Below are 25,642 nucleotides of genomic sequence, written 5' to 3'. Positions count from 1 at the left end.
GCCTTCCGCGTGCCGAAGCATCAAGCATGTCATGCCTGCGTGCGCTCCGTCGCGGGGGCCGGGTCGAGTGCCCGCACCTTCGACTGAAAATATTGCGAGCCCTCTGCGGCCTCGCCCAGCTCGTGCGCCGCCGCCTGCAGACGTGGTGCGAGGATCGCCATCCTCTCGGCCGTCATGCGGACCGCCGGACCGGCGATCGACAGACATCCGATGACCGGACCGCCGCCATGGTAGCGAACCGGCACGGCCATCGCGGCCATGCCTGCGATGTAGCTGTCGACGGCTATGGCATAGCCCCGGTCTCGCGCCTCGGCCATCTGCTTGAGCAGGGAGGTCAGGCTGCGCGGTACGTTCGGTCCGGCAATTTCCGAATCGAGGATGAGCCCCTGCGCCGAAACCCGCGCTAAAGCCTCTTCATCGCTCATCTCGGCAAGCCAGGCCTGGCCCCCGGCAGAGCTGGCGAGGTGGACGACCACGCCCTGCTCCTGGCCCGGATCGTAGCGCAGGCCCCGCGTTGCGCCCTGTGCGACGGCGACCCAGATCAAATCGTCGCCATCGATCACGGACAACCGGATGAGTTCGCCGCTATCCGCCGCCAGCGCGTCCAGAACGGGCTGCGTCACGTCGGTGATCCCGGCTCTCGCCAGAAAGCCCAGCCCCATGGCCGGCAGCTTGATGGTCAGCGCATAGTCGCCCTGCGCCTGGACCTGACGCACATAGCCGAGCCGCGACAGTTCCTGCAGCGTGCGATGGACGCCGGACACGGGCTGCTCGATCGCAGCGGCGATCGTGGAGACGGGCACGCCGGCCGGATGGTTGGCCAACAGTTCGATGATCGCAATCGATTTTTCGAGAACGCTGCTCATGCGGCGATTCCAGTGCTGGAAGAACCGTCCAGTTTCTGAAGATCGACGTCGACGCGCACACCACCCGCCGCCGCATCACCGATGGCGTCGAGAACGATCAGGTTCGTCGTCGCGTCGCGCAGCGACACAAGCGGGGAAACGTCCTTGCCGCTGACCAGATCCGCGAAATGCGCCAGTTGCGCCTCATAGGGATCGCCATGCACGACCGGCAGGCGTTCGACGCGCAGTTCCTTCGTCCAGTCGGGCTCGCCTTGCGGCTGCCAGAGAGAGAGGTCGGGAAGGGACAGCCCGCCGCGGCTTCCGGCATAATGATGCGCCGTGACGCGATGCGCGGGAAAGCGCTCCATGTTCTCGCCCGCCGACAGGTCCCAGGCCCATGGGCCGACCGCGGAATCCGAGATGCAGAGCGTCGCCAGGCCTCCGCTCGCGAAGGTCAGGCACACGGCGGCGCTGTCCTCGACCTCGAACCCCCGGACAGCATTCGAGGATATGGCCTGCACGCTGGCGATCTCGCCGAAGAAGTGCCTGAGAAGATCGATCTCATGAACGAGATTGATCAGCAGCGGCCCGCCCGCACCGGGCTTCCTCCGCCAATCGGCGCTGAAATAGGAGGCGGGCTTGGCAAGCGAACAGGTGACGGTCGCCATCACAAGATCGCCGATCCGGCCTGAACGCACCGCCTCCTTCGCGGCGCGGATGATCGGATTGTGGCGGCGATGATGCCCGACGAGTACGGGCACGCCCGTCTCCTCCGCGACCGCGATCAGCCGCAGCGCCGAAGCGAGACTGTCGGCGACGGGCTTTTCCAGAAGAACCGGAAGGCCGGCGCGCAGAAGCGCCTCCGAGACAGGCAGATGTGTCTCGTTCGGCGTCGCGACGATGACGGCACGCGCGAGGCCCGAGGCGATGAGTGATTCCGTATCGGGCAGGCACGGCACGCCGAGCGCATCCGCCATCGCGACCGCTGTGGGCGCGGGATCGACCAGCGCGGACAGCCGAAGCCCCGGCATACGGGCCAGTGTGTCGATATGGGTGCGCCCGATGGCACCCGCACCAATTACCGCGATGTCTATGGTTTCAGCCATGCGACCCCTCCTCCGATGCGCATGCCACAGGCTTAGCAGAATCCACATTAAACGGAAGCAGTTTTTATTGTTGAATGTCATTCCACTTTTTGCAATAGTGCCCTCGCCGGCCCGGGAGAGCCGTGCCTTGTGGGAGGTTGTGAATGCACCGTTCGCTGGCCGATGTCGCGAAAAGCTATGATGTCGTCGTGCTGGGCGCCGGCTCGGGCGGGATGTCCGCCGCCGTGTTCGCAGCACTCGAAGGAGCCAAGGTTCTTCTCGTCGAGCGCACCGAATATCTTGGCGGCACGTCGGCCTGGTCGGCCGCCACGACATGGATACCGCTGACCCGGCATTCCCGTGCCATCGGCGCGGACGACAGCTTCGAAAAGGTCTCCGACTATCTCGATCGCGCGGTCGGCAACCGGTCGCCGCGCGCGATGCGCGACGCCTTCCTTGCAGCCGGTCCGGCCGTCGTGGATGCACTGGAGGCACGCACGGACGTGAAATTCCGCCCCCGGCCGTTCCATCCCGATTACCTCTCCGAACTGGAAGGATCCACATCGTTCGGCCGCGCGCTGGAGCCATTGCCATATGAGGCGGCGGAACTCGGCAAGGATTTGCGGCTCGTTCGTCCGCCGATCCCCGAATTCACGATCCTCGGCGGGATGATGGTCGACCGCGACGACATTCCCCATCTGATGAAGATCGGGAAGTCGCTCACATCCACGCTCTACTCCGCGAAGATCATCGCGCGCTATTATTGGTCCAGGTTGCGCCAGGGCCGCGATGCACGGCTCCTGATGGGCAACGCGCTGATCGGGCGCATGCTGATCACGGCGAGACGTCTGGGCGTCGACATCGTTACCGAGACCGAGACGATCGCCATCGGGGCGGACAGTGCCGGCGTGACGTCCGTGACCTTGCGCCACGGTGCGACCGAGCGTGAGATCGCGGTCGCCGGCGGCGTCGTGCTGGCGTCCGGCGGCTTCTCGCGCCACCCCACGATGCGGCAGGAGAAGCTGCCCGACCCGGTGCCGGAGTTCAGCCCATCTGCGCCCGGTCATACCGGCGCGCTGCACGATCTCGTCTTCGGTCTCGGCGCCTATCACAACGACACGTCGGCGCAGCCCTGCTTCTGGGCGCCCTGCTCGCACAGGCGCCGCAAGGACGGGTCGATGGCGGTCTTCCCGCATTTCGTCTTCGACCGCTCGAAGCCCGGCATCATATCGGTCGGGCGCGACGGACGCCGCTTCGTCAATGAATCGACCAGCTATCATCTCTTCGCTTCCGCGCAGTTCGCCGCCAACGAGGACGGCTCGCACATTCCCGCCTTCCTGATCGCGGATGCGACGGCGCTGGCGAAATACGGCATGGGGATGATCCGGCCGGGCGGCGCGGATATCCGGCCGTTCCTCGCCGACGGCTACCTCACCGAGGGCGCGACGCTCGACGAACTGGCCGCGAAGCTCGGCATCGACGCCGCCGGACTGGCGGACTCGGTCGCACGGATGAACACCTACGCGGCAACCGGCACGGACGCGGATTTCCAGCGCGGCACGACGACCTATGAAAAGGCGAACGGAGACCCCTCCCACACGCCCAATCCAACACTCGGCAAGCTGGAGACCGCACCATACTATGCCGTCAAGCTATGGCCCGGCGATATCGGCTCGGCCATGGGCCTCGTCGGCGATGCGCAGGCACGGCTGTTGCGCAAGGATGGGTCGGTCATCGAGGGGCTCTACGCCTGCGGCAACGACCTCCAGTCCGTCATGGGCGGGGTCTATCCCGGTCCCGGCATCACCGTTGGTCCGGCGATCGTGTTCGGCGCGATCGCAGCACGCCATGCGGCGGCCCGCGCCAACGGCGCACGAAAGGACATCGCGGCATGAGCAGGGTCCTCGTCACCGGCGGAACGGGTTTCATCGGCCAGCCCACCATCGCGGCGCTGATCGCCGCCGGCCACACCGTTCGCGTGCTGGACCTGAAGCCGAGGCAGGGCGTCCTGCCGGCCGAGGTCGAAATCCTCTCCGGCGACGTCACCGACACGGCGGCCGTGGCGAGCGCGAGCGACGGCTGCGACGGCATCGTGCATCTGGCCGGGCTGATGACGGTCGACTGCGCGCGCGATCCGCTGCTTGCAGCGCGGGTGAATGTCATCGGCAGCCTCAACGTGTTCGAGGCGGCGAAAGCCCGACGCCTGCCGGTCGCCTGGCTCAGCACGGCGGGCGTGTTCGGTCCCGATGACGCGATCAATCCCCGCCCGATGACGATCTACGGCACCACGAAGCTGGCGGTCGAAGGCGCGGCCCGCGTCTATGCGAGGGACCACGGCGTGCCCAGTCTCGGGCTGAGGCCATACATCGTCTACGGCCCCGGCATCAGTTCGGGCATTGCAGCCGGACCGTCGATCGCGATTGCCGCCTCGCTGAACCGTGAGCCCGCCACGATCCGTTTCTCGGGCCGGGTCGGCTTCGTCCATGTCGGCGACGTCGCCCGCCTGCTTGCCGCGGCGATCGACACCCCGCCTTCCGGGGCAGAGGTGCTGACCATGGCCGGCGACACGCAGGAGATGACCGCCTTCACGACCGAACTGGCGCGCCAAACCGGTTGGACCGACATCGGCATCGACGGGCCGCCACTGCGCATTCCGGCCGACCTGTCGTCGAGCCCGGTGCCTGCCGGTCTCGGCGATCATCCGGTGACGAGGCTGGCCGAGGGAATCGCCCAGTCGCTTGCGTCGCTGGGGAGCGGCCAGCATGCAAAATAGTCCAATGAATCGAGCCCATCGTCTATTTCCGGGCTGTGCGGCGCGTGGTTCCTTCGCCGGCATCCACGGTACCGCCCATGGGTGGATATGCATCGGGAGGATGGGATGACAGCACCGCTGAAGATCGACGGAGAGACGAAGATCTTTCCGATCATCGGGCATCCGATCGGGCAGGTGAAGTCGCCGAACTCGCTGAGCCAGATCATGGCCGATCGCGGCTACAACGGAATGGTCGTGCCGCTGCATATCCTGCCCGAAGACCTTGCCGGATGGCTGGCGCAGGCACATGCGATGCAGAACTGCGACGGCATCGTGATCACGGTGCCGCACAAGGCGCGCTGCCTGGAGTTCTGCGCCCATGTCACGGCGCGCGGACGCGCGGCCGGCGCGGTCAACATCATGATCCGAAGCGGTGACGGCTGGCTGGGAGACGCCACAGACGGCCAGGGCTATCTGGACGGGATCGCCGCCGAGGGTTTCGACATTGCCGGCAAGTCCGCCTTGCTGGTCGGCACCGGCGGCGCGGGATCAGCCATCGCCTACGAGATGCTTGCCCGTGGCGCATCCGAACTGGCATTGCACGACATCGACACCGCGCGTCGCGATGCGCTGATCGAGCGGTTGAGCATCGCGTTCCCCGGTCGCGTCCGTTCCGGCAGCACGGACCCGCGCGGCTTCGCCCTCGTCGCGAACGCAACTCCGCTCGGCATGCGCGACGGTGACCCGTTGCCTGTCGACACCGCCCTGCTGACGGCGGAACAGTTCGTGGCCGACGTCGTCACCCGGCCGGCTATACCGAAATTGATCGAAGCGGCCCGCGCGGCCGGCTGCGCGACGATGCCCGGATCGGGCATGTTCAACGGGCAGGCGGTGTTGCTGGCAGAGCTGCTGATGGGAGAAAGAGCGGTCGAGACCTGATTAACATCAGGTTACGCGAACCGGCAAATCGGCACTCGTCATAAAGAAGGAATTCGTGCAGGCTGGACAGATCGGCCGTGGGAGTGGCCGATCGCGCCCACCCAACGCCATCAAGCCAGTCGGACAGCGTCCCGGCACAGCATTCGCTCTCTGCGGCATCCGGATGGCCGCAGAGGTGACCACGTTCAATCCGTGTTTATAGGGAGGACTACAATGCTTCGGAAACTATTGGGCACGGCGGCGATCGCCTTCACCCTGTCGGCAATGCCCGCGCTTGCAGACCTGAAGGTCGGCGCGATCATCGAGCTTTCGGGACCTGGCGCGGCTGCCGGCACCAACTTCCGCGATGGCGTGAAGATGGGCTTCGAGGAAATCAACGCCGATGGCGGCGTCCTGGGCGAACAGGTCCAGCTTCTGGAATATGACAGCCAGACCGATCCCCAGGTCAGCCGCGCGATGGTCCAGAAGGCCATCGACGACGGCATCTACTTCATCGCCGGCACCGTCTTCTCGTCCTCGACCGTCGTGAACATGCTGGTCGCCCAGCAGGCAGGTATCCCGCAGCTCACCGGCTCGGAAGCCCCCTCGATCACAAACATGGGCAACCCCTACATCTTCCGCACCGCCTTCGGTTCGCAGAAGGGCGTTCCCAAGATGACCAAGTACATGGTCGAAGACATGGGCGTGAAGAAAGTCGCGGTCGTGTGGGCCAACACAGAGTTCGGCAAGGGCGGCTACAGCGCCTTCCAGAACGAAGTGAAGAACTACGAGCTCGAGGTCGTCGCGGACCTGCCGACCGAGCAGGCCCAGACCGATTTCTCGGCCGACGTGCTTCGCCTGAAGAACAGCGGCGCGGACGCCGCCTTCATCTACCTCACCGAAGAGGAAAGCGCGCGCTTTCTGCGTGAAGCCCAGAAGCAGAGCGTGAACATTCCGCTGGTGGGCGAAACCACGCTGATCGGCCACAAGGTGATCGAACTCGCGGGCGATGCGGCAAACGGCGCCATGGGCCATGTCGGCCTCACGCCCGACGCGAACATTCCCGAAATGACCGAGATGGTCGAGCGCTTCAAGACGCAGTTCAAGTACACGCCCGACCACAACGCCATCAAGGGCTACATCGCGGCCTGGGTGATCAAGTACGTCACCGAGAAGGTCGGCAGCGCGGACAGCGAAGCGATCGCCGAAGCCATGCACGGCCTGACCCTGACCGCCGCGGACCATCCCGGCATCCTGATGGATGTGAGCTGGGACGAGACCGGCGAGATGGCTCGCGAGAGCTTCTTCGTCGAGGTCGAAAACGGCAAGCAGGTCGTCAAGTCGATCCTGCCGCCGAACTGAGCGTCAACGCTCCTGCAAGGACCGGCGGCCTCGTGACGCCGGTCCGTTTTCCATACTTATCCAGCAGCCGACCACCTGCCCTGTGAGGACACCATGGCCGAGCTTATCCAGCTTATCTTTTCCGGCCTAGCCGCCGGCTCGATCTACGCCCTCGCCGCGGTCGGCTTCACGCTGCTCTGGCAGGCGTCCCAGACGATCAATTTCGCGCAGGGCGAGTTCGTCATGCTGCCGGCGTTCTTCGTCCTCGTCGGCATGACCGTGCTCGGCCTCCCGATGTGGCCGTCGATCCTCCTCGCGCTCATCGTGTCGCTCCTCATTCTCGGCCTGATGTTCAAGAAGCTGATCGTCGAGCCGATGCTGCCGCACGGCACGTTGCCGCTGGTCATCGCCACGATCGCCCTCGGCATCCTGATGAAGGAGAGCGTGAAGGAGTTTTACGGCGCGACCGCCCAGCCCTTCCCCGCGATCTTCCCGCAAACGGTCTACAACATCGCCGGCGCCAGCGTCTCGCTGCAGGACATCGGCAACCTCGTCGTCTCGATGCTCGCCATCGGCGGCCTCCAGCTCTTCCTGAACCGCACCCGCACCGGCCGCTGCATGCAGGCGACGGCGCAGAACCCCAACGTGGCGGAAATCCTCGGCGTGAACGTGAAGCGGATGGTGATGTACACCTTCCTGATCAACGCGGCGCTGGCGACGGTCGCCTCCGTGCTGATCTCGCCGATCTATCTCGCGAAGTTCTCCAACGGCGAGACGCTCGGCCTCGTGGCCTTCATCGCGGCCATCGTGGGCGGCTTCAACCAGATCCGCGGCGCCCTCGTGGGCGGGCTTCTGATCGGTGTGATCGACAATCTGTCGGCCGTCTACATCTCGGCGCAATATCGCTCCGCCATGCCCCTCATCCTGCTCATCATCATCATTCTGGTGCGGCCGCAGGGCCTGCTCGGAAAGTCGGAGGGCCGAACGGTATGAACCTCTTCAAGCTCCTGTTGCTGGCCATCGGCTTCGTCGCGCTGATCCTCGCGCCGATCGGACAGGGCAACTACATCATCTACACGCTGAGCTCGTGGCTCCTGTTCTCCATCGCGGCGATGGGCCTGAACCTGACCGTGGGCTATGCCGGCCAGGTGTCGTTGGCGCAGGCCGCCTTCATGGGCATCGGCGCCTACATCACCGCTCTGCTGACGCTGGCGGGTATCCACTGGGTCTTCGCGGCGCTCCTGTCGATTTCGAGCTGCTTCGCGATCGGCCTGCTGCTCGGCTATCCGGCGCTGCGCGTGCAGCACCACTTCCTCGCCTTCGTGACACTGGCGTTTAACACGCTGGTCTTCCTCGTGCTGCGAAACGAGGAGTGGTTGACCGGCGGCTCGTTCGGCCTCGTCGGAATGCCGCGGCCTACATTCTTCGGCATCTCAACCGGCAAGAACCTCGAATTCTACTATTTCACGCTGGTCTGCTTCCTGCTCGCGGCGGGCGTCATGTGGTGGATATTGCGGTCGCCCTGGGGCCGCGCCTTCAAGGCACTGCGCGAGAATCCGATCCGCGCCGAAAGCCTCGGCCTGAAAATCCGCCGCCAGACGCTGCTGGCCTTCGCCATCGGCTCGGCCTTCGGCGGCTTCGCGGGAGCGATGCAGACACCGCTCGTGCAGTTCATCGAACCGCACAGCTTCGCGTTGCTCCTGTCCCTGAAACTGCTCCTGATGGTGGTGGTCGGCGGCTCGGGCTACTTCTTCGGCCCGATGCTCGGCGCGGCGGTCGTGATCGTGCTGCCCGAGATGCTGCGCTTCACCGAGGGGTACTATCTCATCATCTACGCGCTCCTGGTCATCATTCTGATGGTCTTCTCGCCCGGCGGTCTGATCGGGCTCGGCTACAAGCTCTACGACAAGATGAAGCCGAAGCAGGAAGCGCGCCGCGACATCCAGCAAGGAGCTCAACTGTGACGGAGACCATTCTTTCCGTACGCAACATGTCGCGGCAGTTCGGCGGCATCCGCGCCGTGAACAATGTCAGCTTCGACGTGAAGAAAGGCGAAATCCTCGGCCTCATCGGGCCGAACGGATCGGGCAAGTCGACGCTCTTCAACTGCATCCTCGGCCAGCTCAAGCCGACCGAGGGCCACTGCGAGATCAACGGCAAGCCGACGGACGGCGTTCGCCCGGCCGACCTGTCGCTGATGGGCGTCGGCCGTACCTTCCAGCAGCTCTCCGTCTTTCCGAAGATGACCGTGCTCGACAACGTCCTCATCGCCGGACAGGAGCACGAGGGCTCGATGCTCTCGCGCCTGTTCGGAAAGTCGGACGCCGGGCTGACCGGCAAGGCGGAACAGTTGATCGAGTTCTTCCGCCTGACGCCCTACCGCGACACGGAGGCGGGTTCGCTCTCCTACGGCCAGCAGAAGCTGGTCGATGCGGCGATGGCGTTCATGGCGGGTCCCGGCATCGTGCTGCTGGACGAGCCGGCCGGCGGCGTCAACCTGACCATGCTCACGCATCTGAAGGACCGGCTGATGACCTACAACCGTGAACACGGAACGACGTTCGTGGTCATCGAGCACAATATGGAGTTCGTGATGTCGCTGTGCACGCGTATCATCGTGCTGGCGCAAGGCGAGTTGATTGCCGAAGGGACGCCGGAGGAGATCCGGTCGAACCAGATGGTCATCGACGCCTATCTGGGAGGCTGACATGCTGGAACTCAAGAACATCACAGGCGGTTACGGCCGTATCACCATTCTGAACGGCACCAGCTTCGAAATCCCCAAGGCCTCGATCACGACGATGATCGGGCCGAACGGCGCCGGCAAATCGACGGTGTTCAAGGCGGTCTTCGGCCTCCTGAACATCCATTCCGGGCAAATCGTGCTGGAGGGCGAAGACGTCACGCACAAAAGCCCGGCCCAGATGATCGCGCGCGGCGTCACCTATGTGCCGCAGGGCCGCAACGTCGTGCCGCAGCTTTCCGTGTTCCACAATCTCGAACTGGGCGGCATCACGTCGAGGGATCAGGCCAAGGTGCGGCGGCGCATCGACGAGGTCATGGACCAGTTCCCGATGCTGCGCGAACGCAAGGACCAGAAGGCCGTCGAGCTTTCGGGCGGCCAGCAGAAGCAGCTCGAAATCGCGCGCGCGCTGCTGCTCGATCCCAAGCTGATGCTGATCGACGAGCCCTCCATCGGCCTGTCGCCGAACCTCGTCCAGGAGGTGTTCCAGACGCTGATCCGCCTGCGCGACCAGGGCGTCACGATCCTGATGGTGGAGCAGAACGCCAAGGCGGCTCTCGCCATGTCCGATTTCGGGCTGGTGCTGGAACTGGGCCAGATGCGGATGCATGATCGCGCCGACAAGCTGCTCGCGGACCCCCGCGTCGGCCAGTTGTTCCTCGGCGGCCACATCGAAGACGCCGCCTGACGAGCCCGAACCGAGAGGCCCGGCATCGCCGCCGGGCCAAAGCCGGTGTCTTCCGACGCCATTGGCCAGCGCGCCCTTCCTTTCATTCTTGACTCACATATAGCTCGGCGGTTATTGATCTAATCAATAGCCAATGAGTTATGTGTCCGATGCTTCATGCTCACGATATGCTTTTCAAAACGCTCGCCGATCCGACGCGGCGGGCCATTTTCGAGCGGCTGTGCCGCACCGGAGAGCAGACGGTCGGCGCTTTGACGGCTGAAGCCGGCATTTCGCAACCGGCCGTCTCCAAGCACCTCGGCGTCCTGAAGCAGGCCGGGCTGGTGCGTGATCGCCCGCAAGGCCGCCAGACGCATTACAGCGCGCAGATCGGCGCGCTGGCTCCGCTGGTCGACTGGACGAACCAGATGTCGGGGTTTTGGCAAAACCGTTTCGACGACCTCGAAGACCTGCTGAACAGGATGGATCAATGACTGAAATGTCGACCGAAACGCTCTCTGTCGTGGTCGAGCGCGAGATCGCTCATCCGCCGGAAAAGATATGGCGTGCGCTCACGCAACCGCATCTGATCGAGGAGTGGCTGATGAAGAACACCTTCAAGCCGGAAATGGGACACCAGTTCAATCTCAGCGCGCAATGGGGTTTCGTCGACTGTGAAATCCGCACCGTGGAGCCGAACAAGACGCTCGCCTATAGCTGGAACACCAAGGATCTCGAAAGCGTCGTCACCTGGACGCTCACTCCGACCGGAACGGGGACTGTTCTGCGTATGGAGCAGACGGGTTTCAGGCCGGATCAACAGCCTTATTACCGTGGCGCAACAGCGGGTTGGAAGAATTTCCTTACCAATCTGGAAGAGGTCGTCACGCGGATGGACTGACGTATGCGTCGCCCGATCCGCAGCATGTCTTCAGAGGAGGTCCCATTGAACTGGAATTACTGGATCAGAAAAATCCATCGCTGGGTGTCGATCATCTTCACGGCGATCGTCACGGCCATCTTCGTCGCCCTGGGCGTCGGCACCGAACCGGCGGAGTGGGTGTATTTCCTGCCGCTCGCTCCGCTCTTCCTCCTCCTGGCTAGCGGCCTCTATCTGTTCGTGCTGCCCTATGCCGCCAAATGGGGCAGCGGACAACGCGTGGCAAGATAGGAGTCGCGAGATGCCCGGAGCGTCACGGAAACCGGCGAATTCCACGAAGAAGGCCAATACGCCCGGCGAGGTCGTGCTTCTCTCGGGCGGCAATCCGCAAATTCCCAAAGGGTATGGCGATGAGCCGGTGCAGGCCTACATCGCCGCCATGCCGGGCTGGAAGAGCGACGTCGGGCGCCGCATCGATGCGGTCATCGAACGGACGCTTCCCGGCGTACGCAAGGCGGTGAAGTGGAATTCGCCCTTTTATGGTGCAGGCGATGCGGACCATGGCTGGTTCCTCAGCCTTCACTGCTTCACCAAGTACATCAAGGTCGCGTTCTTCCAGGGCGCGTCGCTGGATCCCGTGCCGCCGGGAGCATCCAAGCAGAAAGACGTTCGCTACCTCGACATCCATGAGGGCGAACTGGACGAGGCTCAGTTCGCCGCCTGGGTCGAGCAGGCCAGCAAGCTTCCCGGCGAGAAAATGTGATATGCCAATGAGTTACAGGTGATAGCGGAGAATACGGCGGAGCTAGCCCGACGCATCCCCGAAATCGCCGAACGCAGTCCAGCCGCCATCGACGGGCAGCACCGCGCCGGTGATGCCGGTCGCGGCGTCCGACGCCAGGAAGGCAACCGCTGACGCCACTTCTTCGGCAGCGATCAACCGCCCGATCGGCGTGCGGCGGCGCAGCGTCGGCAGGTCGATCCGTCCGGCATCGGCGAGTTGCCTGACCAGCGCCGTTTCCACGAAAGCCGGCGCGACGGCATTCACCCGCACGCCCCGCCCGGCCCATTCGCACGCCATGGAGCGGGTCATCGCCACGATGCCGGCCTTGGCCGCGCCGTAGGCGTTGCGCTTGGGCAGGCCCGTCAGCCCCGCGATGGAGGACAGGTTGACGATGGCCCCGCGTCCGCGCGCGACCATGCCCCGCCCCACCTCCCGCGACATCGTGAACGTGCCCGCGAGGTGGACGTCCAGAACGCGGCGGAACGCGCCGAGCTCCTGCTCCAGCGTCGGCAAATGGCTGTCGCCGATACCGGCATTGTTGACCAGAACGTCGAACGGGGCCGATGCGGCAGCGGCGATGACCATCGCCTCGTCGGTCACGTCGCAGGCGATGCCGCGATGCGCGTCGCCCAGCTCCGACGCCCGCGCGATGGCCTTGTCGCCATCGAGATCGGCGATCGTCACCCGATACCCCGCGCCGGCAAGCGCCGTGGCGATGGCGAGGCCGATGCCGTCCGCGCCGCCCGTAACCAGCGCGTCACGCATAGCCGGGCCTCGGCACCAGCCCCATCAGCCCTTGCGAGAGCCCGCCATCCACCACGATGTCCTGCCCCGTCACATAGGCCGCGCGATCCGACGCCAGATAAAGCGCGACATCCGCCATGTCGTCCGGCGTCGCGATGCGGCGCAGCGGCACCATCGCTTCGCGCTTCGCCCGCACCTCGGGATCGGCATAGAAACCGGCGGACATCGGGGTCATCACCAGACCGGGACTGACGCAGTTCGACCGCACGCCACGCGGACCCCATTCGAAGGCGAGCTGCCGCGACAACATGAGCGTCGCCGCTTTCGATGCGGAATAGGCGCCGCTGGCAGGTTGCGGCTGCGAGCCGGATATAGAGGCGATATGCACCAGCGCGCCCCGACCGCGCGCCAGCATGCCGCGGCCAAACGCCTGCGAGGCCGTCAGATAGCCCGTCAGGTTCACCGCAAGCATGGCCGACCAGTCCGCTTCGGAGAGAGTGTCCAGCGTCCCGGGTCGCAGGATTGCAGCGGAGTTCACGAGGATGTCGGCCCCGCCCTCGGCATCGACCTGCGCCGCGGCTTCCGTCACCTCGTCGGGTTTCGCCAGATCGCACCGCAGCGCCAGCGCGCCGCCGCCCAGCCTGGCGGCCTGTTCTTCGGCGCGGTCCGTGTCGCGGTCGAGCAGGATCACCCGAACCCCTTCGGTAGCCAGGGCCGCGCAGATCGCCTGCCCTATGCCGCCGCCGGCTCCGGTAACGACGGCGGTCCGGCCTTGCAGTCCAAGCCAGCTCATGCGGCGTGCTCCTCATCGGTACCGGGCGCGATCCCGGCGAGATAGCGGCCGGTGATCCAGCCGAAGGTCATGGCCGGGCCAAGCGTGATGCCGGCGCCGGGATAGTTGCCGCCCATGATCGAGGCGCGGTCGTTGCCGACGGCGAACAGGCCGGGGATGACCGCGCCTTTTCGATCGAGGACTTCGCCCGGCACGGTCGTCTTCAGCCCGTCGAACGTGCCGAGATCACCCATTTCCAGCCGGACCGCGTAGAATGGCCCCGTCTCGACCGGCGCAACAGTGGGATTCGGCCGGTGCTCGGGATCGGCGAGATAGCGATTGAACGACGTCTCGCCACGGTGGAACTGCTCGTCATGGCCATGGCGCGCGCCCTCATTATACTCCGCGACGGTGGCCTCCAGCGCCTTTGCGTCGATACCGCAGGCCCGGGCGAGTTCGGCAAGCGTGCGGCCGGTCTTCAGATAGCCGGTTCGGGTCCACAGCCATACGGGCATCGGCGAAGGCTTGGCATGGCCAAGTCCGTATTTGCGGATCGCCTTGCGATCGCAGATCAGCCAGGCCTCGTCCGTGCCGGCGGCAACCATCGCGGCTCCGACGTCGTGATAGCTGTCGCTCTCGTTGGTGAAGCGGCTTCCGTTGGGCAGGACCGCGATCATGCCGGGCTTGTAGCGATCGAGAAGATGCGGAAACACGCCCTTGCCCGGCACGCGGCTGACCGGCATCCACGCCGCAGGCTGCGGATATTCGGCGTCGAAGGCACCGCCCGCATCGACGCCGAGGCGAATCCCGTCGCCCGTATTGCTCTCCGGCACGGGCGAGTGATGCTCGCCCCCTGCCCTCAGATGCGCATAGATCTCCGCGCGCCGCGCAAGGTCCTGGGCGTAACCGCCACAAGCCAGCACGACGCCCTTCGCGGCCATGATCCGCTCCGGCGTCGCCCCGCCGGTTTCCACGCCGACAATGCTGCCGCCGTCGCTGATCAAGCGCGAGGCCGGCGTGTCCGTGCGGATCTCGATACCGAGGTCGAAACAGCTCTTCGCGAGGCGCCCCACCAGCGCGTTGCCGCTGGTCACCTGAACGCCGCGACCGTGCCGGACCACCTCCCCGGCATGCGCGACCAGCCGCTTGAGCACGTACAGAAACGACGTGGCGGATTTGGTGGCGTTGAAGAAGTGCTTGATGTCGGCATTCGACGAATTGAACATCATGCCCATGAAGGTGATCGACGACAAAGGCGGGCGCAGCCGCTTCAGATCGTTGCCCAGCGCGCTCGTGTCGTACGGCGCGGCCAGGACCGAACGGCCGACATCCACCCCGCCCTCACGATCCGGGTGGTAGTCCGGGTAGAGCGTCGGCACGAATTTCACCTCCGTCTCGCGCTCGAACCAGTCCAGCATGGCCGGCCCGGAATCGAGATAGGCGTCCACCGCTGCCGGCTGGAACCAGTTCCCCGTCTCGGCCTGAAGATAAATGCGGACTGCCGCGCGATCGTCCGATGGGTTGTTGGCCTTGCCGTGGCGGTTGCCGGGCACCCAGAGCACGCCGCCGGAAAAGGCGGTGGTGCCGCCATAGACCGGCTCTTTCTCGATGACGGTGACCGACAGGCCGTGCTTCCGCGCCGTGATGGCGGTCGCCAGCCCGCCCGCTCCCGAGCCGATCACCACGACGTCACATTGGCGTTCGTCCATGCGGTTCCTCCCTGACACGGCACATGGTCCGGTGCTAACGGCGCAGGGTGAGAGAACCAATGGACGCTCTCGCGCAATTCTTGCACAATTCGCAATGGGCCGGGTCGGAGGAGAAGGAGGGTCGAGCATGGCAGCAGCGGCGGAAGGGCGCATTCCTCACTATTTTCTCTACGGAGATCAAAGCGCGGACGTCGAACTCGACTTCCTTCATATCGAGGCGATCCGCGAACGCAGCGGCCCGCACGATTGGAGAATTCGTCCGCATTCGCACCCGGATCACATGCAGGTGCTGTTCATCCGCGACGGCGGCGGGACCATCCGGATGGAAGACCAGACGCTCGATATTCATCCGCCCGCCGTGATGGTCATCCCGGCCGGCATCGTCCACCAGATCGACTTTCATGCCGGCACCGACGGTTTCGTGGTCACGGCCTCGCTGGGCTGCCTGCGCTCCACATCGGTGGGGGAGCCGCGCTTCGAGGCCGCCGCCGCGCGGCCCGCGGTCTATCCCCTCGAAGGCACGGGGTTGAACATCCCCGCCGTAGACGACACCTTCACATGGCTCCACCGCGAATTCATCTGGTCCGCGCCGGGCCGCCGCACGGTGATCATTGCGCAGTATATGCGCATCCTCGTGACGATCCTTCGCCTCAGCATCACGCGCGACGATCCCGGCAGCGCGGCCCCCAGCCGCGACTACGACCTGCTGGTGCGCTACCGGGCGCTCTTGGAAACCCATTTCCGCGAGCAGCGCAATCTCGGCTTCTACGCCGATGCGCTGGCCGTGACGCGCGCCCGGCTGAATGCGGCCTGCAACGCGCGGGCGGACAAGACCGCGTCCGACCTTCTCCACGAACGCATCCTGATCGAGGCCAAGCGCTACCTCGTCTACAGCGAAAGCAGCGTGGCGCAGGTCGCGCATCTGACGGGGTTCGAAGACCCGGCCTATTTCAACCGCTTCTTCACGCAGCGCGTCGGCATGTCGCCGGGCGCTTTCCGCAGGCAGTTGCATCGATCCCGGCAGTGAGCGATCGCGATACGGGGATCGTCCAATCATTGCCCCGCACGATCCATTTCCAAACCGTCCGTCGTTCGGCAGGTTGCACGCAAGGGAGAGGTCCATGATTCACGAATGGCGCAGCTATCGCCTCAAACCGGGCGCGGGACACGACTATCTGGGGCTGCTCGCCGACCATGGGCTCCCGCTCGTGACGCGGCATCTGCCACTCATGGGATACTGGCTCGCCGAGACCGGCACCCTCAACACCATCCACCATCTGTGGAGCTACGCGGACTGGGCCGAGCGCGAGACGGCCCGCGCCGCGCTGGCGCAGGAACATGAATGGACCGCAGGCTTCATACCCAAGGCGTTCGCGCTGGTCGAGGAACAGGACAATTGCTTCCTCACGCTGCGCCGCTCATCGCCGGCATTCGACGCGGCGTTGAACCGGCGGCGGCAAGCTCATCCGGCCCGTATCGCGGGCGCGCCGCTCTATGCCGCGCAATGCGCAGCACTTGTGAAGGGTGCGACCCGACCCGATGCGGTGGCCGAGTGGGAGCCGGTGTCGGGCGATTCCACCAGCTCCTTCACCCTCCTGCCGCGTGCAGCCGATCCGGCCCCTGCCACACGGATCGCCGGCGCGCATCACATCGTATTACGCCCGCTTGCCTTCTCGCCGCTTTAGACGATATCACCGGCAGATTCCTGACCTGTTGATCCCACACCGTTCGGGATTGATGCGGCCGCGAGCTGGATGACATACAGTGCGCGCCGAAAGGTCTCGCGCCATATGTTCGGCGATGCCTGGGAACACCAACCGCCGCCTCTCGATCGCGCATCGAGAGGCAACTGGATGTGGTCGCACAGCTTGTGTGCGGCACCCATTCATGTATACATGACGCGAGTTGAGCGTTTCTGGGAGGAGGAGCGTTTTGTCGGAATGCCGATGAAAACGCCAAACCCGGTCCGTTTCTCCGCAGAACAGATCAGGCACCATCAACGGGAGGAGTATACATGATTACGAGAAGAGTGTTCGTCGCGGCAACTGTCGCACTGGCGGCTATGACCGGATTGCCGGGCATCGCCCAGGCTCAGGACGTGGTCAAGGTCGGGCTCATTCTGCCCATGACCGGCCCCTTCGCATCCACCGGCCGTCAGGTCGAGGCGGGCGTGCGTGCATACATGGCGCTCAATGGCAACGAAGTCGCCGGCAAGACGATCGAAGTCGTGCTGCGCGACGACGCCGGCACCGCCGACCAGACCCGCCGCATCGCGCAGGAACTCGTCGTCAACGACGGCGTGTCGATGCTGATGGGCTTCGGCCTGACGCCGCTTGCGATGTCGGTCGCCCCGGTCCTCAACCAAGCCAAGGTTCCCGCCATCATCACCTCGGCGACGACATCGGCCATCATGGCCCAGTCGGAATATTTCGTCCGCACCTCGATGGCCGGCCCGCAGTCGGCGGTTCCCGTCGCGACCTGGGCGGTCGAGAACGACCTGAAGCGCGTCGTGACGCTGGTGACCGACTACGGCCCGGGCCATGACATCGAGAAGGGTTTCACCGACCAATTCCTCGAGGAAGGCGGCGAGATCGTCGAGGCCGTGCGCGTGCCGCTTCAGAACCCGGACTTCGCGCCCTTCCTGCAGCGCGTCCTCGACGCCAAGCCGGATGCGATCTTCGTGTTCGTGCCGTCGGGCGTGGGCTCCCTGTTCATGAAGCAGTTCGCCGACCGCGGCCTTGCGGACGCCGGCATCAAGCTGATCGCCACCGGCGACGTGACCGATGACGACCTGCTCAACCAGATCGGCGAGCCGTCGGTGGGCGTGATCACCGGCCACTTCTATTCGGCCAACCACGACAGCCCCGAGAACAAGGCCTATGTGGAAGAGGTGCGCAAGTCGAACAACAACATGCGCCCGAACTTCATGTCGGTCGGCGGCTACGACGCGATGCACCTTGCCTACGCGGCGCTGGAAAAGACCAGCGGCGAAACCGACGGCACCGCACTCGTCGAAGCCATGAAGGGCATGGAGTGGACCAGCCCGCGCGGCCCGATCTCGATCGATGCGCAGACCCGCGACATCGTGCAGGACATCTACATCCGCGAGGTCAAGGAAGTCGACGGCGAGCTCTACAATGTCGAGTTCACCAAATACGAGAAGATCCACGATCCGTTCGCCGCGTCGAACTGAGCTCTTCGTCAATCGCCCGGCGGGACCACCCGCCGGGCATGAAGTGAGTGTCCATGCTGACAATTCTGTTCGACGGCATCGCCTACGGCATGCTGCTGTTCGTCCTTGCCTGCGGGCTGTCGATCACGCTCGGCCTGATGAACTTCGTGAACCTGGCGCATGGCGCCTTCGCGATGGCCGGCGGCTACATCACCGTGGTGATGATGAACCGCTACGGCATCTCCTTCTACTGGTGCCTGCCGGCCGCCTTCCTGGCTACGGCGCTCATCGGCGCGGTGCTGGAACGGACGCTCTACCGCCATCTCTACCGCGCGTCGCATCTCGACCAGGTGCTGTTCTCGATCGGTCTCGTCTTCATGTCGATCGCGGCCATCGACTATTTCATGGGCGGCCAGCAGCAGCTCATCAACCTGCCGCCGGAATTGCGCGGCCGCTTCGATTTCTTCGGCGTCGGCATCGGCCGTTACCGCCTGTTCATCATCATGATCTGCGCCGTTCTGGCGATCGCGCTGCAACTGGCCCTGACGCGCACGCGCTTCGGCAGCCAGCTTCGCGCAGCTGTCGATGACGGCCGCGTGGCGCGCGGGCTCGGCATCAACGTCTCGACCATCTTCGTCGTCACCTTCGCGCTGGGGTCCGGCCTTGGCGGGCTGGGCGGTGCGCTCGGCGCGGACCTCCTGGGCCTCGACCCGAACTTCCCGCTCAAATTCCTGATCTACTTCATGATTGTCGTCACCGTCGGCGGCACGTCGTCGATCACCGGGCCGTTCATCGCCGCACTTCTGCTCGGCATCGCCGACGTCGCAGGCAAATACTACGTGCCGCAGCTTGGAGCCTTCATCATCTATGCCCTCATGATCCTGGTGCTGATCCTGCGCCCGCACGGGCTGTTCTCGCGGGAGGGCGGACGATGAGCGAAGACAACCGCAGCCCCGCCGAACAGGCCGCCTATCTGCTGCGCCGCGCCGGCCGCTGGCAGTATTGGGAGATCGCGCTCTGGGTCGTCGCGGTCGCGATGATCTTCGTCATGCCGTCGCATATGCTGATCCTGACCGAGATCGCGATCCTGGCGCTGTTCGCCGTCTCGCTCGACCTGATCCTCGGTTACGCCGGGATCGTGTCGCTCGGGCACACGGCCTTCTTCGGGCTGGGTGCATACACGGCCGGCCTGTTCGCCAAGCACTACATCGCCGAGCCGGTGACGGGCCTCCTGGTCGCGGGCGCGGTCAGCGGCGTGTTCGGCTTTGCCACCAGCTTCCTCGTCCTGCGCGGATCGGATCTGACGCGCCTGATGACGACCTTCGGCGTGGCCATGCTGCTGGCCGAGCTCGCCAACCAGACGGGCTGGCTGACGGGCGGAGCGGACGGCCTGAGCGGCGTGATGCCGGGACCGATCCTGGGCCTGTTCGAATTCGACCTGTGGGGCCGCACAGGCTACATCTATTCGCTGGTCGTGCTGATGGCGGTTGTCTACGTCTCGCGGCGCATCGTCCACTCGCCCTACGGCCTGTCGCTGAAGGCGATCAAGCGCAACCCGACGCGCGCGGCGATGCTCGGCATCTCGCCCAGGCGCCGCATCGTCGTCATCTATTCCATCGCCGCTGTGTTCGCCGGCATGGCAGGCGCGCTGCTCACGCAGACGACGAGCTTCGTCTCGCCGGACGTGCTCGCCTTCCACCGCTCGGCAGACGTGCTTCTGGTGCTCGTCATCGGCGGTGTCGGCTATCTCTATGGCGGCATCTTCGGCGCGGTCGTCTTCACGATCCTGCGCGACATGCTCTCCGTCATCACGCCGCAATACTGGATGTTCTGGATCGGCCTGATCCTGATCATCATCGTGATGGTCGGACGCGAACGCGTCACCCGCTGGCAAACGCTGATCCCCGGCTCGGCAGGCTATCGCGAGGCCAAGGCGCGCGCGGCGGCGCTGGCTGCGTCGAAGGAGGCCAAATGACCCCCGCGCTTGAAACCCGCAACCTGTCGAAGTCCTTCGGCAGCTTCGTCGCCACCAACGACGTCTCCCTGCAAATCCGTCCGGGCGCACGGCACGCGCTGATCGGACCGAACGGAGCCGGCAAGACGACGCTGATCAATCTTTTGACCGGCGTGCTGACGCCCAATAGCGGCCAGATCCTGCTCGGTGGGGACGACATCAGCGCCGTGTCGGCGCATCAGCGCGTCCGCAAGGGCCTGTCGCGAACCTTCCAGATCAACCAGCTCTTCGGCGACCTCACGCCGCTGGACTCCGTCATGCTGGCCATCAGCGAGCGCGAAGGCCACGGCCGCTACGGCTGGCGGCCTCTGGCGGTCGAAAGCGAGGTGATCGATCAGGCCGCCGCTCTTCTGGAGCGCTTCCGCTTGGCCGACGTCATGAGTTCGGCCACGACGCTCCTGCCCTATGGCAAGCAGCGCCTGCTCGAAATCGCATTGGCGATCGCCACCCGTCCCAAGGTGCTCCTGCTGGACGAACCGGCGGCCGGCGTGCCGGAGGAAGAGCGCCATGAGGTGCTGTCGATCGTGCGCGAGCTGCCCGCTGACGTCACGGTGGTTCTCATCGAGCACGACATGGACCTCGTCTTCTCGTTTGCAGACCGCATCTCGGTGCTCGCCGCGGGCGCGATCTTCGCTGAGGGAACGGTGGCCGAGATTTCCGGCGACCGCCAGGTCAAGGCGATCTATCTCGGGGAGGATGCGTAATGGCGGAGCTTCTTCGCATCGAGAAGCTGGTGTCCGGCTATGGCGACGCCCGCGTCCTGTCAAAGGTCGACCTGACGCTCGAGGAAGGCCGGTCGCTGGCGCTTCTCGGCCGCAACGGCGCGGGCAAGACGACGCTGCTCGACACGATCGTCGGCGTGACGACGCACCATTCCGGCTCGATCCATCTCGGCGGGCGCGACATCACCCGTCTGCGCGCCGAACGGCGCGCGCCGCTCGGCATCGGCTGGGTGCCGCAGGAGCGCAACATCTTCCGTTCGCTCACCGTGGACGAGAATTTGAGCGCCAGCGCCCGCAAGGGACTATGGGACCTGGAGCGCGTCTACGCCATGTTTCCGCGCCTGAAGGAGCGCCGGAAAAATCTCGGAAACCAGCTTTCGGGCGGCGAGCAGCAGATGCTGGCCGTCGGCCGCGCGCTGATGCTCAACGGCAAGCTCCTGCTTCTCGACGAGCCGCTGGAAGGGCTGGCGCCCATCATCGTGGACGAATTGCTGGCCGCACTTCGCCGCATCGTCACCGACGAGGGCATGTCGGCGATCATCGTCGAGCAGAAGGCGCGCAAGGTGCTTCCGCTCACCGACGACGTGATCGTTCTGGAGCGCGGCGGCGTGACATACCGCGACACCTCCGCCGCCCTCCTCGCCTCCCCGGAAACGCTCGACGCACATCTGAGCGTGTAGCAGCAAACCGTTCATGTAGTTTCAACAGTTGGCTCCGATATTCGGAGTGACTGTTGAAATCGTCGTGGATCGCGACCATACTTCGTTTCAACAGCGCCCTCCTGTTTTGGCCAGAACTGTTGAAACGATGGATTTTCACGATCTCAACAACGACCAGCGCCGGGAAAAGGTGAATTCCGAGCAGCGCTTCGCGGCCTATCGGGCGGCTGTGTCACGCGCGGGACGGTATCGTGGCTCATTTGTATGGCAGGAAGTGAAAGGCGAGACCTATCTCGCCCGCAGCTACTATGACCGGTCGGGCAAGCGCCGTCAGACGTCACTTGGCCGTCGCAGTGCCGAAACGGAACGCCGGAAAGAGGAATGGGAACGCGGACGATCCGAAGCGCTCGCCGACCTCCAGTCCATGCGCGAGACGATGACGCGACAGGCGGCCGTGAACCGGGCGCTCAGCCTTGGCCGCGTGCCGATGATCGGTGCCCGCATCATCCGCGCACTGGAAGACGCCGGACTACTGGGCAACGGCATACGAATTGTCGGAACCAACGCGATCTACACCTATGAAGCCGCCGCAGGCGTGATGGTCGATCCCGGCATCACCGCCACGCAGGACATCGACCTCCTGATGGATGCGCGGCAGCATCTTCGCATGGCAGCCTCGGCGGAGGTCGAGGAACCGACGCTCCTCGGGCTGCTGCACAAGGTCGACAAGAGTTTCAAACGCACCGCTCAGGCGTTTCGCGCCGTCAATCGCGAGGGTTATCTGGTCGATCTGATCCGGCCACAGAGAAGCCAACCTTGGGTAGCCGAGCGCGAACGCATCGGCGCAGACGCGCGCGACCTCAGCTCGGTGGCGATAGAAGGACTTGGCTGGCACGAGAATGCGCCTGATTTCGAAGCCGTCGCCATCGACGAGCGCGGAGCACCGCTGCGTATCGTGTCGACCGACCCACGCGTTTTCGCCGCGCACAAGCTCTGGGTATCCAGCCAACCGGGGCGCGAGCCGATCAAGCGTCAGCGCGACGCCGCGCAGGCGCGCGCCGTGGCCGCGATCGTGGCGACCCACATGCCTCATTTGCCCTATGAATGGGAGGCGCTGCGGATGATACCGCGCAAGATATTCGACCGGGCGGCGCCGCTTTTCACGCCCCCGGCCGGAACCGGTTCGGACGATCCGTACGCATTCTGACCCGTCAGCGCTCAAACGACAAAACCCCGCCGGAACAGTCCGGCGGGGTTTTGTGTCGATCTATCTGAGGCCTGCGATCAGCCCTTCTTGGAGCGCCAGCTATCGGCGTAGTTCTCGCGCGCCTGGCGCGCATAGGGCGTCGGCGAGACGCGAACGCGGATTTCCGCCTGCTTGTGACGTTCCGTCGAGGTCTTGGCCGATCCGCCGTCCGGCTCGCCCCAGATCAATGTCAGCACGTCGCCTTCCTGCACATCGGCATCGACCACGCCGAGCGACAGCATGCAGCGCTCATTGTAGCTGTAGCCGTTGAACATCGACATGCCGACACGCTTGCCGTCACGCAGGATCAGGTCGGCGCTGGTCGAGGCGTAGTTCGGCTGCGGCAGGTCGATCCACTTGTAGTGGTCCTCGCCGGGACGGAAGGCGGATGCGATGACGTTGACGACGTCCTCGGCGTTCCACTCGAAGGTCACCTTCTTGCGGTTCGTCTGGCCCTTCATCGCCTGCAGGGCCTGCTTGCCGATGAAGTCGTCCTTCTTCCAGCCGATGTAGAAGTCGTAGCCGAGTTCGAACGGGTTGACGTAGTAGTCCTCGATATTGTCGGAGACGAAGCTGCCGCCGATCGCGCCGGTTGCCTCGTAGCTGTCGGCGCCCAGCCAGTCGCGATAGGCCTCAAGCATGCCGTCGCCGGTGTAGATGCCCGGCAGAGGCGACGGGATCCAGCCCGACTCGAGCGTGTTGGTCGAGTAGGCGCGGCTGCCGCAGCGCACCAGATTGACGCCCGCATCCTTCGCCGCCTGCATGATGCATGCGTGGATGTAGCTCTTGTCCTCGTAGGGACCCCAGATTTCCAGGCCGGGCGCACCCGACATGCCGTGGCGCAAAGCCTGGACCTTCTTCGACCCGACATTGATCCAGTCGACGTGGAAGAACTTGATCTCCTGGACCGGCCCGCCATTCATCTTCTCGAAGATCTTCGGCGCGTCCGGACCCTGGATCTGGTAGCGGTAATGCGTGCGCAGGACACGCTCGCCCTCGGGCCGCGACGGCGAGCGCGGGTCGTGCTTGATGCGCACGTTCCACTTGCCATAGGCCGCGCAGAACATCAGCCAGTTCGACGTCGGCGCACGGCCCACCAGAATGAACTTGTCCTGCCGCTCGCGGAAGATGATGTGGTCGCCGATCACGTGACCGTTCGGCGTAACGGGAACGAAATGCTTGGCGCGGTTCAGGTCGAAATTCGAGAACGAATTGATGCCGTGATAGGCGAGGAACTTCTCCGCATCCGGGCCTTCGACGATCAGCTCGTCCATGTGGTGCGACTGGTCGAAAAGCACCGCGGATTCGCGCCACGCCTGCTGTTCGGTCCGCCAGTTGGAAAACTCGGGCGCGACGACCGGGTATACATACATGCCCACTTGCGAGTTGCGCAGCAGCTCGACCGTGTTGCCCTTCTCCTTCAGAACGTCGCTCAAACTGGATTTCGTCATGTGGATTCCTCCCTGCTGAATTTCCTCCATGTATACATGATGATGCGGATTTGGCTAGATGCCACGCGCGAATTCTCACCCGACAGCGAAATCGTCGGGTCGACGGGGCCTTCGTGAATACAGGATGCCATTTAGATCGCCGCGCATCCTGACGGACGCAAAAGTGGCGATCTATCTCCTTGTTTGAGCATCGGAAGAACCCGAAAACCGGATTCCACGTTTCGGTCCGATGCTCTAGCTGCGCAGAAGCGCGAGCGCGCGGAACTGCCCGATCAGCGCCGGGTCCTCCCCGAAAATATACTCCAGATTGCGTCGCGCGGTGCGGGCGTGTTCACGCGCGATCGCCTCGGCGCGGCTGCTCTCACGCGCCTCGATCGCCTCGATCAGCCAGTGATGCTGCTCCTGCGCCGAACGAAGCGATCGCCGGAACGCGGTGATATTGGCGTTGTCGGGCAGGAACGCCGACGGCGACGCGAAAGGAAGCGCGCTCGCCCGCTCGACCTCGCGCTGGATGGTGGCGCTGCCGGGAAGCCGCGCGAGTTCCTGATGGAAGCGCTCGTTGAGATCGGCATAGGCGTCGAAATCGACATCGTCGGGCAGATCGCCGAAGCAGCCGTCGAGCGCCTCCAGCGTCGCCTTGATCTGCTTGAGCAGATGCGGCGCCACGCCCCTTTCCGCCGCGAGACGGGCAGCGGTCCCCTCCATCACGCCGCGCAGTTCGATGGAATCGATGACGTCGTCATAGCCGAAGACGCGGACGACGAAGCCGCCATTTGGCAGACGCTCCAGAAGCCCTTCGGCCGCAAGCCGCGACATGGCTTCACGCACCGGCGTCCGGGAAATATCGAGCGTCTTGGCAAGCGGCACCTCGAACAGCCGCTCCCCGCCCGGCAATTCACCGCTCAGGATTTTCTCGCGCAGCCGGATAACGGCACGGCGCGCGTGTGTGTCGGCCTGACTCTCACTCATCGACATTCCCCTCTTGCCCGCCCGCTATAGCACAGGCCGCGGGGCCGCGTCTGCCGGCCCTCCGATGTTGCCCCCTGCCCTGCGCATATGTATGCATGTTATGCCTATAATGGTAAAATTCTACGCGAAACTCGCGTAAATCCCAAATTCACATTGACAATATGTATAC

General features: G+C 64.7%; 27 protein-coding genes. 20 read left to right on the top strand and 7 right to left on the bottom strand.

Annotation, left to right across the window (positions count from 1 at the left end; all coding sequences use genetic code 11):
* Nucleotides 1-29: 29 nt before the first annotated feature.
* The gene (locus tag AAFN55_RS13340; protein ID WP_347799323.1) at nt 30-866 is read right to left on the bottom strand and encodes an IclR family transcriptional regulator; all 837 of its coding nucleotides are present in this window, start codon (nt 864-866) and stop codon (nt 30-32) included.
* Nucleotides 863-1,951 (bottom strand): Gfo/Idh/MocA family oxidoreductase, encoded by a 1,089-nt coding sequence (locus AAFN55_RS13335; protein ID WP_347799322.1) that lies wholly within the window; start codon nt 1,949-1,951, stop codon nt 863-865. Before AAFN55_RS13335 ends, AAFN55_RS13340 begins: the two co-directional genes overlap by 4 nt.
* Before the next feature lie 143 nt (nt 1,952-2,094).
* Between AAFN55_RS13335 and AAFN55_RS13330 the strand changes: the two genes are divergently transcribed.
* The 12 genes from AAFN55_RS13330 (at nt 2,095) to AAFN55_RS13275 (ending at nt 11,994) form a co-directional block, all read left to right on the top strand.
* Nucleotides 2,095-3,825 (top strand): FAD-dependent oxidoreductase, encoded by a 1,731-nt coding sequence (locus AAFN55_RS13330; protein WP_347799321.1) that lies wholly within the window; start codon nt 2,095-2,097, stop codon nt 3,823-3,825.
* Entirely contained in the window at nt 3,822-4,703 is an 882-nt protein-coding gene (locus AAFN55_RS13325) for an NAD(P)-dependent oxidoreductase (protein WP_347799320.1), read from the top strand. Before AAFN55_RS13330 ends, AAFN55_RS13325 begins: the two co-directional genes overlap by 4 nt.
* Nucleotides 4,704-4,808: 105 nt before the next feature.
* Nucleotides 4,809-5,621 (top strand): shikimate dehydrogenase, encoded by an 813-nt coding sequence (locus AAFN55_RS13320; RefSeq protein WP_347799319.1) that lies wholly within the window; start codon nt 4,809-4,811, stop codon nt 5,619-5,621.
* A 213-nt stretch (nt 5,622-5,834) separates the two neighbouring features.
* Nucleotides 5,835-6,962, top strand: a complete 1,128-nt coding sequence (locus tag AAFN55_RS13315) for an ABC transporter substrate-binding protein (protein ID WP_347799318.1) — start codon at nt 5,835-5,837, stop codon at nt 6,960-6,962.
* A 93-nt stretch (nt 6,963-7,055) separates the two neighbouring features.
* The gene (locus AAFN55_RS13310; RefSeq protein ID WP_347799317.1) at nt 7,056-7,934 is read left to right on the top strand and encodes a branched-chain amino acid ABC transporter permease; all 879 of its coding nucleotides are present in this window, start codon (nt 7,056-7,058) and stop codon (nt 7,932-7,934) included.
* Nucleotides 7,931-8,905, top strand: a complete 975-nt coding sequence (locus tag AAFN55_RS13305) for a branched-chain amino acid ABC transporter permease (RefSeq protein ID WP_347799316.1) — start codon at nt 7,931-7,933, stop codon at nt 8,903-8,905. The genes AAFN55_RS13310 and AAFN55_RS13305 overlap by 4 nt, the downstream gene beginning before the upstream one ends.
* The gene (locus tag AAFN55_RS13300; RefSeq protein WP_347799315.1) at nt 8,902-9,648 is read left to right on the top strand and encodes an ABC transporter ATP-binding protein; all 747 of its coding nucleotides are present in this window, start codon (nt 8,902-8,904) and stop codon (nt 9,646-9,648) included. Before AAFN55_RS13305 ends, AAFN55_RS13300 begins: the two co-directional genes overlap by 4 nt.
* Nucleotide 9,649: 1 nt before the next feature.
* Nucleotides 9,650-10,372 (top strand): ABC transporter ATP-binding protein, encoded by a 723-nt coding sequence (locus tag AAFN55_RS13295; RefSeq protein WP_347799314.1) that lies wholly within the window; start codon nt 9,650-9,652, stop codon nt 10,370-10,372.
* Nucleotides 10,373-10,521: 149 nt separating this feature from the next.
* Complete coding sequence (locus AAFN55_RS13290) at nt 10,522-10,845, top strand: metalloregulator ArsR/SmtB family transcription factor (protein ID WP_347799313.1); 324 nt, start codon at nt 10,522-10,524, stop codon at nt 10,843-10,845.
* Complete coding sequence (locus tag AAFN55_RS13285) at nt 10,842-11,252, top strand: SRPBCC domain-containing protein (RefSeq protein WP_347799312.1); 411 nt, start codon at nt 10,842-10,844, stop codon at nt 11,250-11,252. The genes AAFN55_RS13290 and AAFN55_RS13285 overlap by 4 nt, the downstream gene beginning before the upstream one ends.
* A gap of 45 nt (nt 11,253-11,297) precedes the next feature.
* Entirely contained in the window at nt 11,298-11,522 is a 225-nt protein-coding gene (locus AAFN55_RS13280) for a hypothetical protein (protein WP_347799311.1), read from the top strand.
* 10 nt (nt 11,523-11,532) lie between these two features.
* On the top strand, nt 11,533-11,994 hold the full coding sequence (locus AAFN55_RS13275; protein WP_347799310.1) for a DUF1801 domain-containing protein: 462 nt from the start codon (nt 11,533-11,535) through the stop codon (nt 11,992-11,994).
* 42 nt (nt 11,995-12,036) lie between these two features.
* Here the strand turns inward: AAFN55_RS13275 and AAFN55_RS13270 are convergent, their stop codons facing one another.
* From AAFN55_RS13270 to AAFN55_RS13260, 3 genes are read right to left on the bottom strand one after another with little or no spacing between them, the layout of a single operon-like run.
* The gene (locus tag AAFN55_RS13270) at nt 12,037-12,780 is read right to left on the bottom strand and encodes an SDR family oxidoreductase (RefSeq protein ID WP_347799309.1); all 744 of its coding nucleotides are present in this window, start codon (nt 12,778-12,780) and stop codon (nt 12,037-12,039) included.
* Nucleotides 12,773-13,552, bottom strand: coding sequence for an SDR family oxidoreductase (locus AAFN55_RS13265; protein WP_347799308.1), 780 nt, complete (start codon nt 13,550-13,552; stop codon nt 12,773-12,775). Before AAFN55_RS13265 ends, AAFN55_RS13270 begins: the two co-directional genes overlap by 8 nt.
* On the bottom strand, nt 13,549-15,240 hold the full coding sequence (locus AAFN55_RS13260) for an FAD-dependent oxidoreductase (RefSeq protein ID WP_347799307.1): 1,692 nt from the start codon (nt 15,238-15,240) through the stop codon (nt 13,549-13,551). Before AAFN55_RS13260 ends, AAFN55_RS13265 begins: the two co-directional genes overlap by 4 nt.
* Before the next feature lie 127 nt (nt 15,241-15,367).
* On the opposite strand from AAFN55_RS13260, the gene AAFN55_RS13255 reads away from it, so the two are divergent.
* The 8 genes from AAFN55_RS13255 to AAFN55_RS13220 all read left to right on the top strand — a co-directional run bounded on the left by AAFN55_RS13255 (nt 15,368) and on the right by AAFN55_RS13220 (nt 23,014).
* Nucleotides 15,368-16,267, top strand: coding sequence for a helix-turn-helix domain-containing protein (locus AAFN55_RS13255; protein WP_347799306.1), 900 nt, complete (start codon nt 15,368-15,370; stop codon nt 16,265-16,267).
* Nucleotides 16,268-16,361: 94 nt separating this feature from the next.
* On the top strand, nt 16,362-16,925 hold the full coding sequence (locus AAFN55_RS13250; RefSeq protein ID WP_347799305.1) for an NIPSNAP family protein: 564 nt from the start codon (nt 16,362-16,364) through the stop codon (nt 16,923-16,925).
* 329 nt (nt 16,926-17,254) lie between these two features.
* Nucleotides 17,255-18,433: an ABC transporter substrate-binding protein gene (locus AAFN55_RS13245; protein ID WP_347799304.1), complete on the top strand. Its 1,179-nt coding sequence runs from the start codon at nt 17,255-17,257 to the stop codon at nt 18,431-18,433.
* Between the two features lie 53 nt (nt 18,434-18,486).
* Entirely contained in the window at nt 18,487-19,347 is an 861-nt protein-coding gene (locus AAFN55_RS13240; RefSeq protein ID WP_347799303.1) for a branched-chain amino acid ABC transporter permease, read from the top strand.
* Entirely contained in the window at nt 19,344-20,387 is a 1,044-nt protein-coding gene (locus AAFN55_RS13235) for a branched-chain amino acid ABC transporter permease (RefSeq protein ID WP_347799302.1), read from the top strand. The genes AAFN55_RS13240 and AAFN55_RS13235 overlap by 4 nt, the downstream gene beginning before the upstream one ends.
* A complete protein-coding gene (locus AAFN55_RS13230; RefSeq protein ID WP_347799301.1) occupies nt 20,384-21,130 on the top strand; it encodes an ABC transporter ATP-binding protein in 747 nt (248 codons plus the stop codon). Before AAFN55_RS13235 ends, AAFN55_RS13230 begins: the two co-directional genes overlap by 4 nt.
* Nucleotides 21,130-21,828 (top strand): ABC transporter ATP-binding protein, encoded by a 699-nt coding sequence (locus AAFN55_RS13225; RefSeq protein ID WP_347799300.1) that lies wholly within the window; start codon nt 21,130-21,132, stop codon nt 21,826-21,828. Before AAFN55_RS13230 ends, AAFN55_RS13225 begins: the two co-directional genes overlap by 1 nt.
* A 127-nt stretch (nt 21,829-21,955) precedes the next feature.
* Complete coding sequence (locus tag AAFN55_RS13220; RefSeq protein ID WP_347799299.1) at nt 21,956-23,014, top strand: nucleotidyltransferase domain-containing protein; 1,059 nt, start codon at nt 21,956-21,958, stop codon at nt 23,012-23,014.
* A gap of 77 nt (nt 23,015-23,091) precedes the next feature.
* Here the strand turns inward: AAFN55_RS13220 and AAFN55_RS13215 are convergent, their stop codons facing one another.
* Both AAFN55_RS13215 and AAFN55_RS13210 read right to left on the bottom strand, forming a co-directional pair.
* The gene (locus tag AAFN55_RS13215; protein WP_347799298.1) at nt 23,092-24,504 is read right to left on the bottom strand and encodes an aminomethyltransferase family protein; all 1,413 of its coding nucleotides are present in this window, start codon (nt 24,502-24,504) and stop codon (nt 23,092-23,094) included.
* Nucleotides 24,505-24,738: 234 nt separating this feature from the next.
* Nucleotides 24,739-25,473, bottom strand: coding sequence for a GntR family transcriptional regulator (locus tag AAFN55_RS13210; RefSeq protein ID WP_347799297.1), 735 nt, complete (start codon nt 25,471-25,473; stop codon nt 24,739-24,741).
* Nucleotides 25,474-25,642: the final 169 nt, after the last annotated feature.

This window comes from Mesorhizobium sp. CAU 1732 (assembly GCF_039888675.1).
Lineage (GTDB): Bacteria > Pseudomonadota > Alphaproteobacteria > Rhizobiales > Rhizobiaceae > Aerobium.
This window is presented reverse-complemented; position numbering and strand designations above follow the sequence as displayed.

Coding starts and splice junctions, on each gene's coding strand:
- AAFN55_RS13340 (WP_347799323.1), bottom strand. CDS start 866: ATGAGCAGCGTTCTCGAAAAATCGATTGCGATCATCGAACTGTTGGCC.
- AAFN55_RS13335 (WP_347799322.1), bottom strand. CDS start 1,951: ATGGCTGAAACCATAGACATCGCGGTAATTGGTGCGGGTGCCATCGGG.
- AAFN55_RS13330 (WP_347799321.1), top strand. CDS start 2,095: ATGCACCGTTCGCTGGCCGATGTCGCGAAAAGCTATGATGTCGTCGTG.
- AAFN55_RS13325 (WP_347799320.1), top strand. CDS start 3,822: ATGAGCAGGGTCCTCGTCACCGGCGGAACGGGTTTCATCGGCCAGCCC.
- AAFN55_RS13320 (WP_347799319.1), top strand. CDS start 4,809: ATGACAGCACCGCTGAAGATCGACGGAGAGACGAAGATCTTTCCGATC.
- AAFN55_RS13315 (WP_347799318.1), top strand. CDS start 5,835: ATGCTTCGGAAACTATTGGGCACGGCGGCGATCGCCTTCACCCTGTCG.
- AAFN55_RS13310 (WP_347799317.1), top strand. CDS start 7,056: ATGGCCGAGCTTATCCAGCTTATCTTTTCCGGCCTAGCCGCCGGCTCG.
- AAFN55_RS13305 (WP_347799316.1), top strand. CDS start 7,931: ATGAACCTCTTCAAGCTCCTGTTGCTGGCCATCGGCTTCGTCGCGCTG.
- AAFN55_RS13295 (WP_347799314.1), top strand. CDS start 9,650: ATGCTGGAACTCAAGAACATCACAGGCGGTTACGGCCGTATCACCATT.
- AAFN55_RS13290 (WP_347799313.1), top strand. CDS start 10,522: ATGCTTCATGCTCACGATATGCTTTTCAAAACGCTCGCCGATCCGACG.
- AAFN55_RS13285 (WP_347799312.1), top strand. CDS start 10,842: ATGACTGAAATGTCGACCGAAACGCTCTCTGTCGTGGTCGAGCGCGAG.
- AAFN55_RS13275 (WP_347799310.1), top strand. CDS start 11,533: ATGCCCGGAGCGTCACGGAAACCGGCGAATTCCACGAAGAAGGCCAAT.
- AAFN55_RS13270 (WP_347799309.1), bottom strand. CDS start 12,780: ATGCGTGACGCGCTGGTTACGGGCGGCGCGGACGGCATCGGCCTCGCC.
- AAFN55_RS13265 (WP_347799308.1), bottom strand. CDS start 13,552: ATGAGCTGGCTTGGACTGCAAGGCCGGACCGCCGTCGTTACCGGAGCC.
- AAFN55_RS13260 (WP_347799307.1), bottom strand. CDS start 15,240: ATGGACGAACGCCAATGTGACGTCGTGGTGATCGGCTCGGGAGCGGGC.
- AAFN55_RS13255 (WP_347799306.1), top strand. CDS start 15,368: ATGGCAGCAGCGGCGGAAGGGCGCATTCCTCACTATTTTCTCTACGGA.
- AAFN55_RS13250 (WP_347799305.1), top strand. CDS start 16,362: ATGATTCACGAATGGCGCAGCTATCGCCTCAAACCGGGCGCGGGACAC.
- AAFN55_RS13245 (WP_347799304.1), top strand. CDS start 17,255: ATGATTACGAGAAGAGTGTTCGTCGCGGCAACTGTCGCACTGGCGGCT.
- AAFN55_RS13240 (WP_347799303.1), top strand. CDS start 18,487: ATGCTGACAATTCTGTTCGACGGCATCGCCTACGGCATGCTGCTGTTC.
- AAFN55_RS13235 (WP_347799302.1), top strand. CDS start 19,344: ATGAGCGAAGACAACCGCAGCCCCGCCGAACAGGCCGCCTATCTGCTG.
- AAFN55_RS13230 (WP_347799301.1), top strand. CDS start 20,384: ATGACCCCCGCGCTTGAAACCCGCAACCTGTCGAAGTCCTTCGGCAGC.
- AAFN55_RS13225 (WP_347799300.1), top strand. CDS start 21,130: ATGGCGGAGCTTCTTCGCATCGAGAAGCTGGTGTCCGGCTATGGCGAC.
- AAFN55_RS13220 (WP_347799299.1), top strand. CDS start 21,956: ATGGATTTTCACGATCTCAACAACGACCAGCGCCGGGAAAAGGTGAAT.
- AAFN55_RS13215 (WP_347799298.1), bottom strand. CDS start 24,504: ATGACGAAATCCAGTTTGAGCGACGTTCTGAAGGAGAAGGGCAACACG.
- AAFN55_RS13210 (WP_347799297.1), bottom strand. CDS start 25,473: ATGAGTGAGAGTCAGGCCGACACACACGCGCGCCGTGCCGTTATCCGG.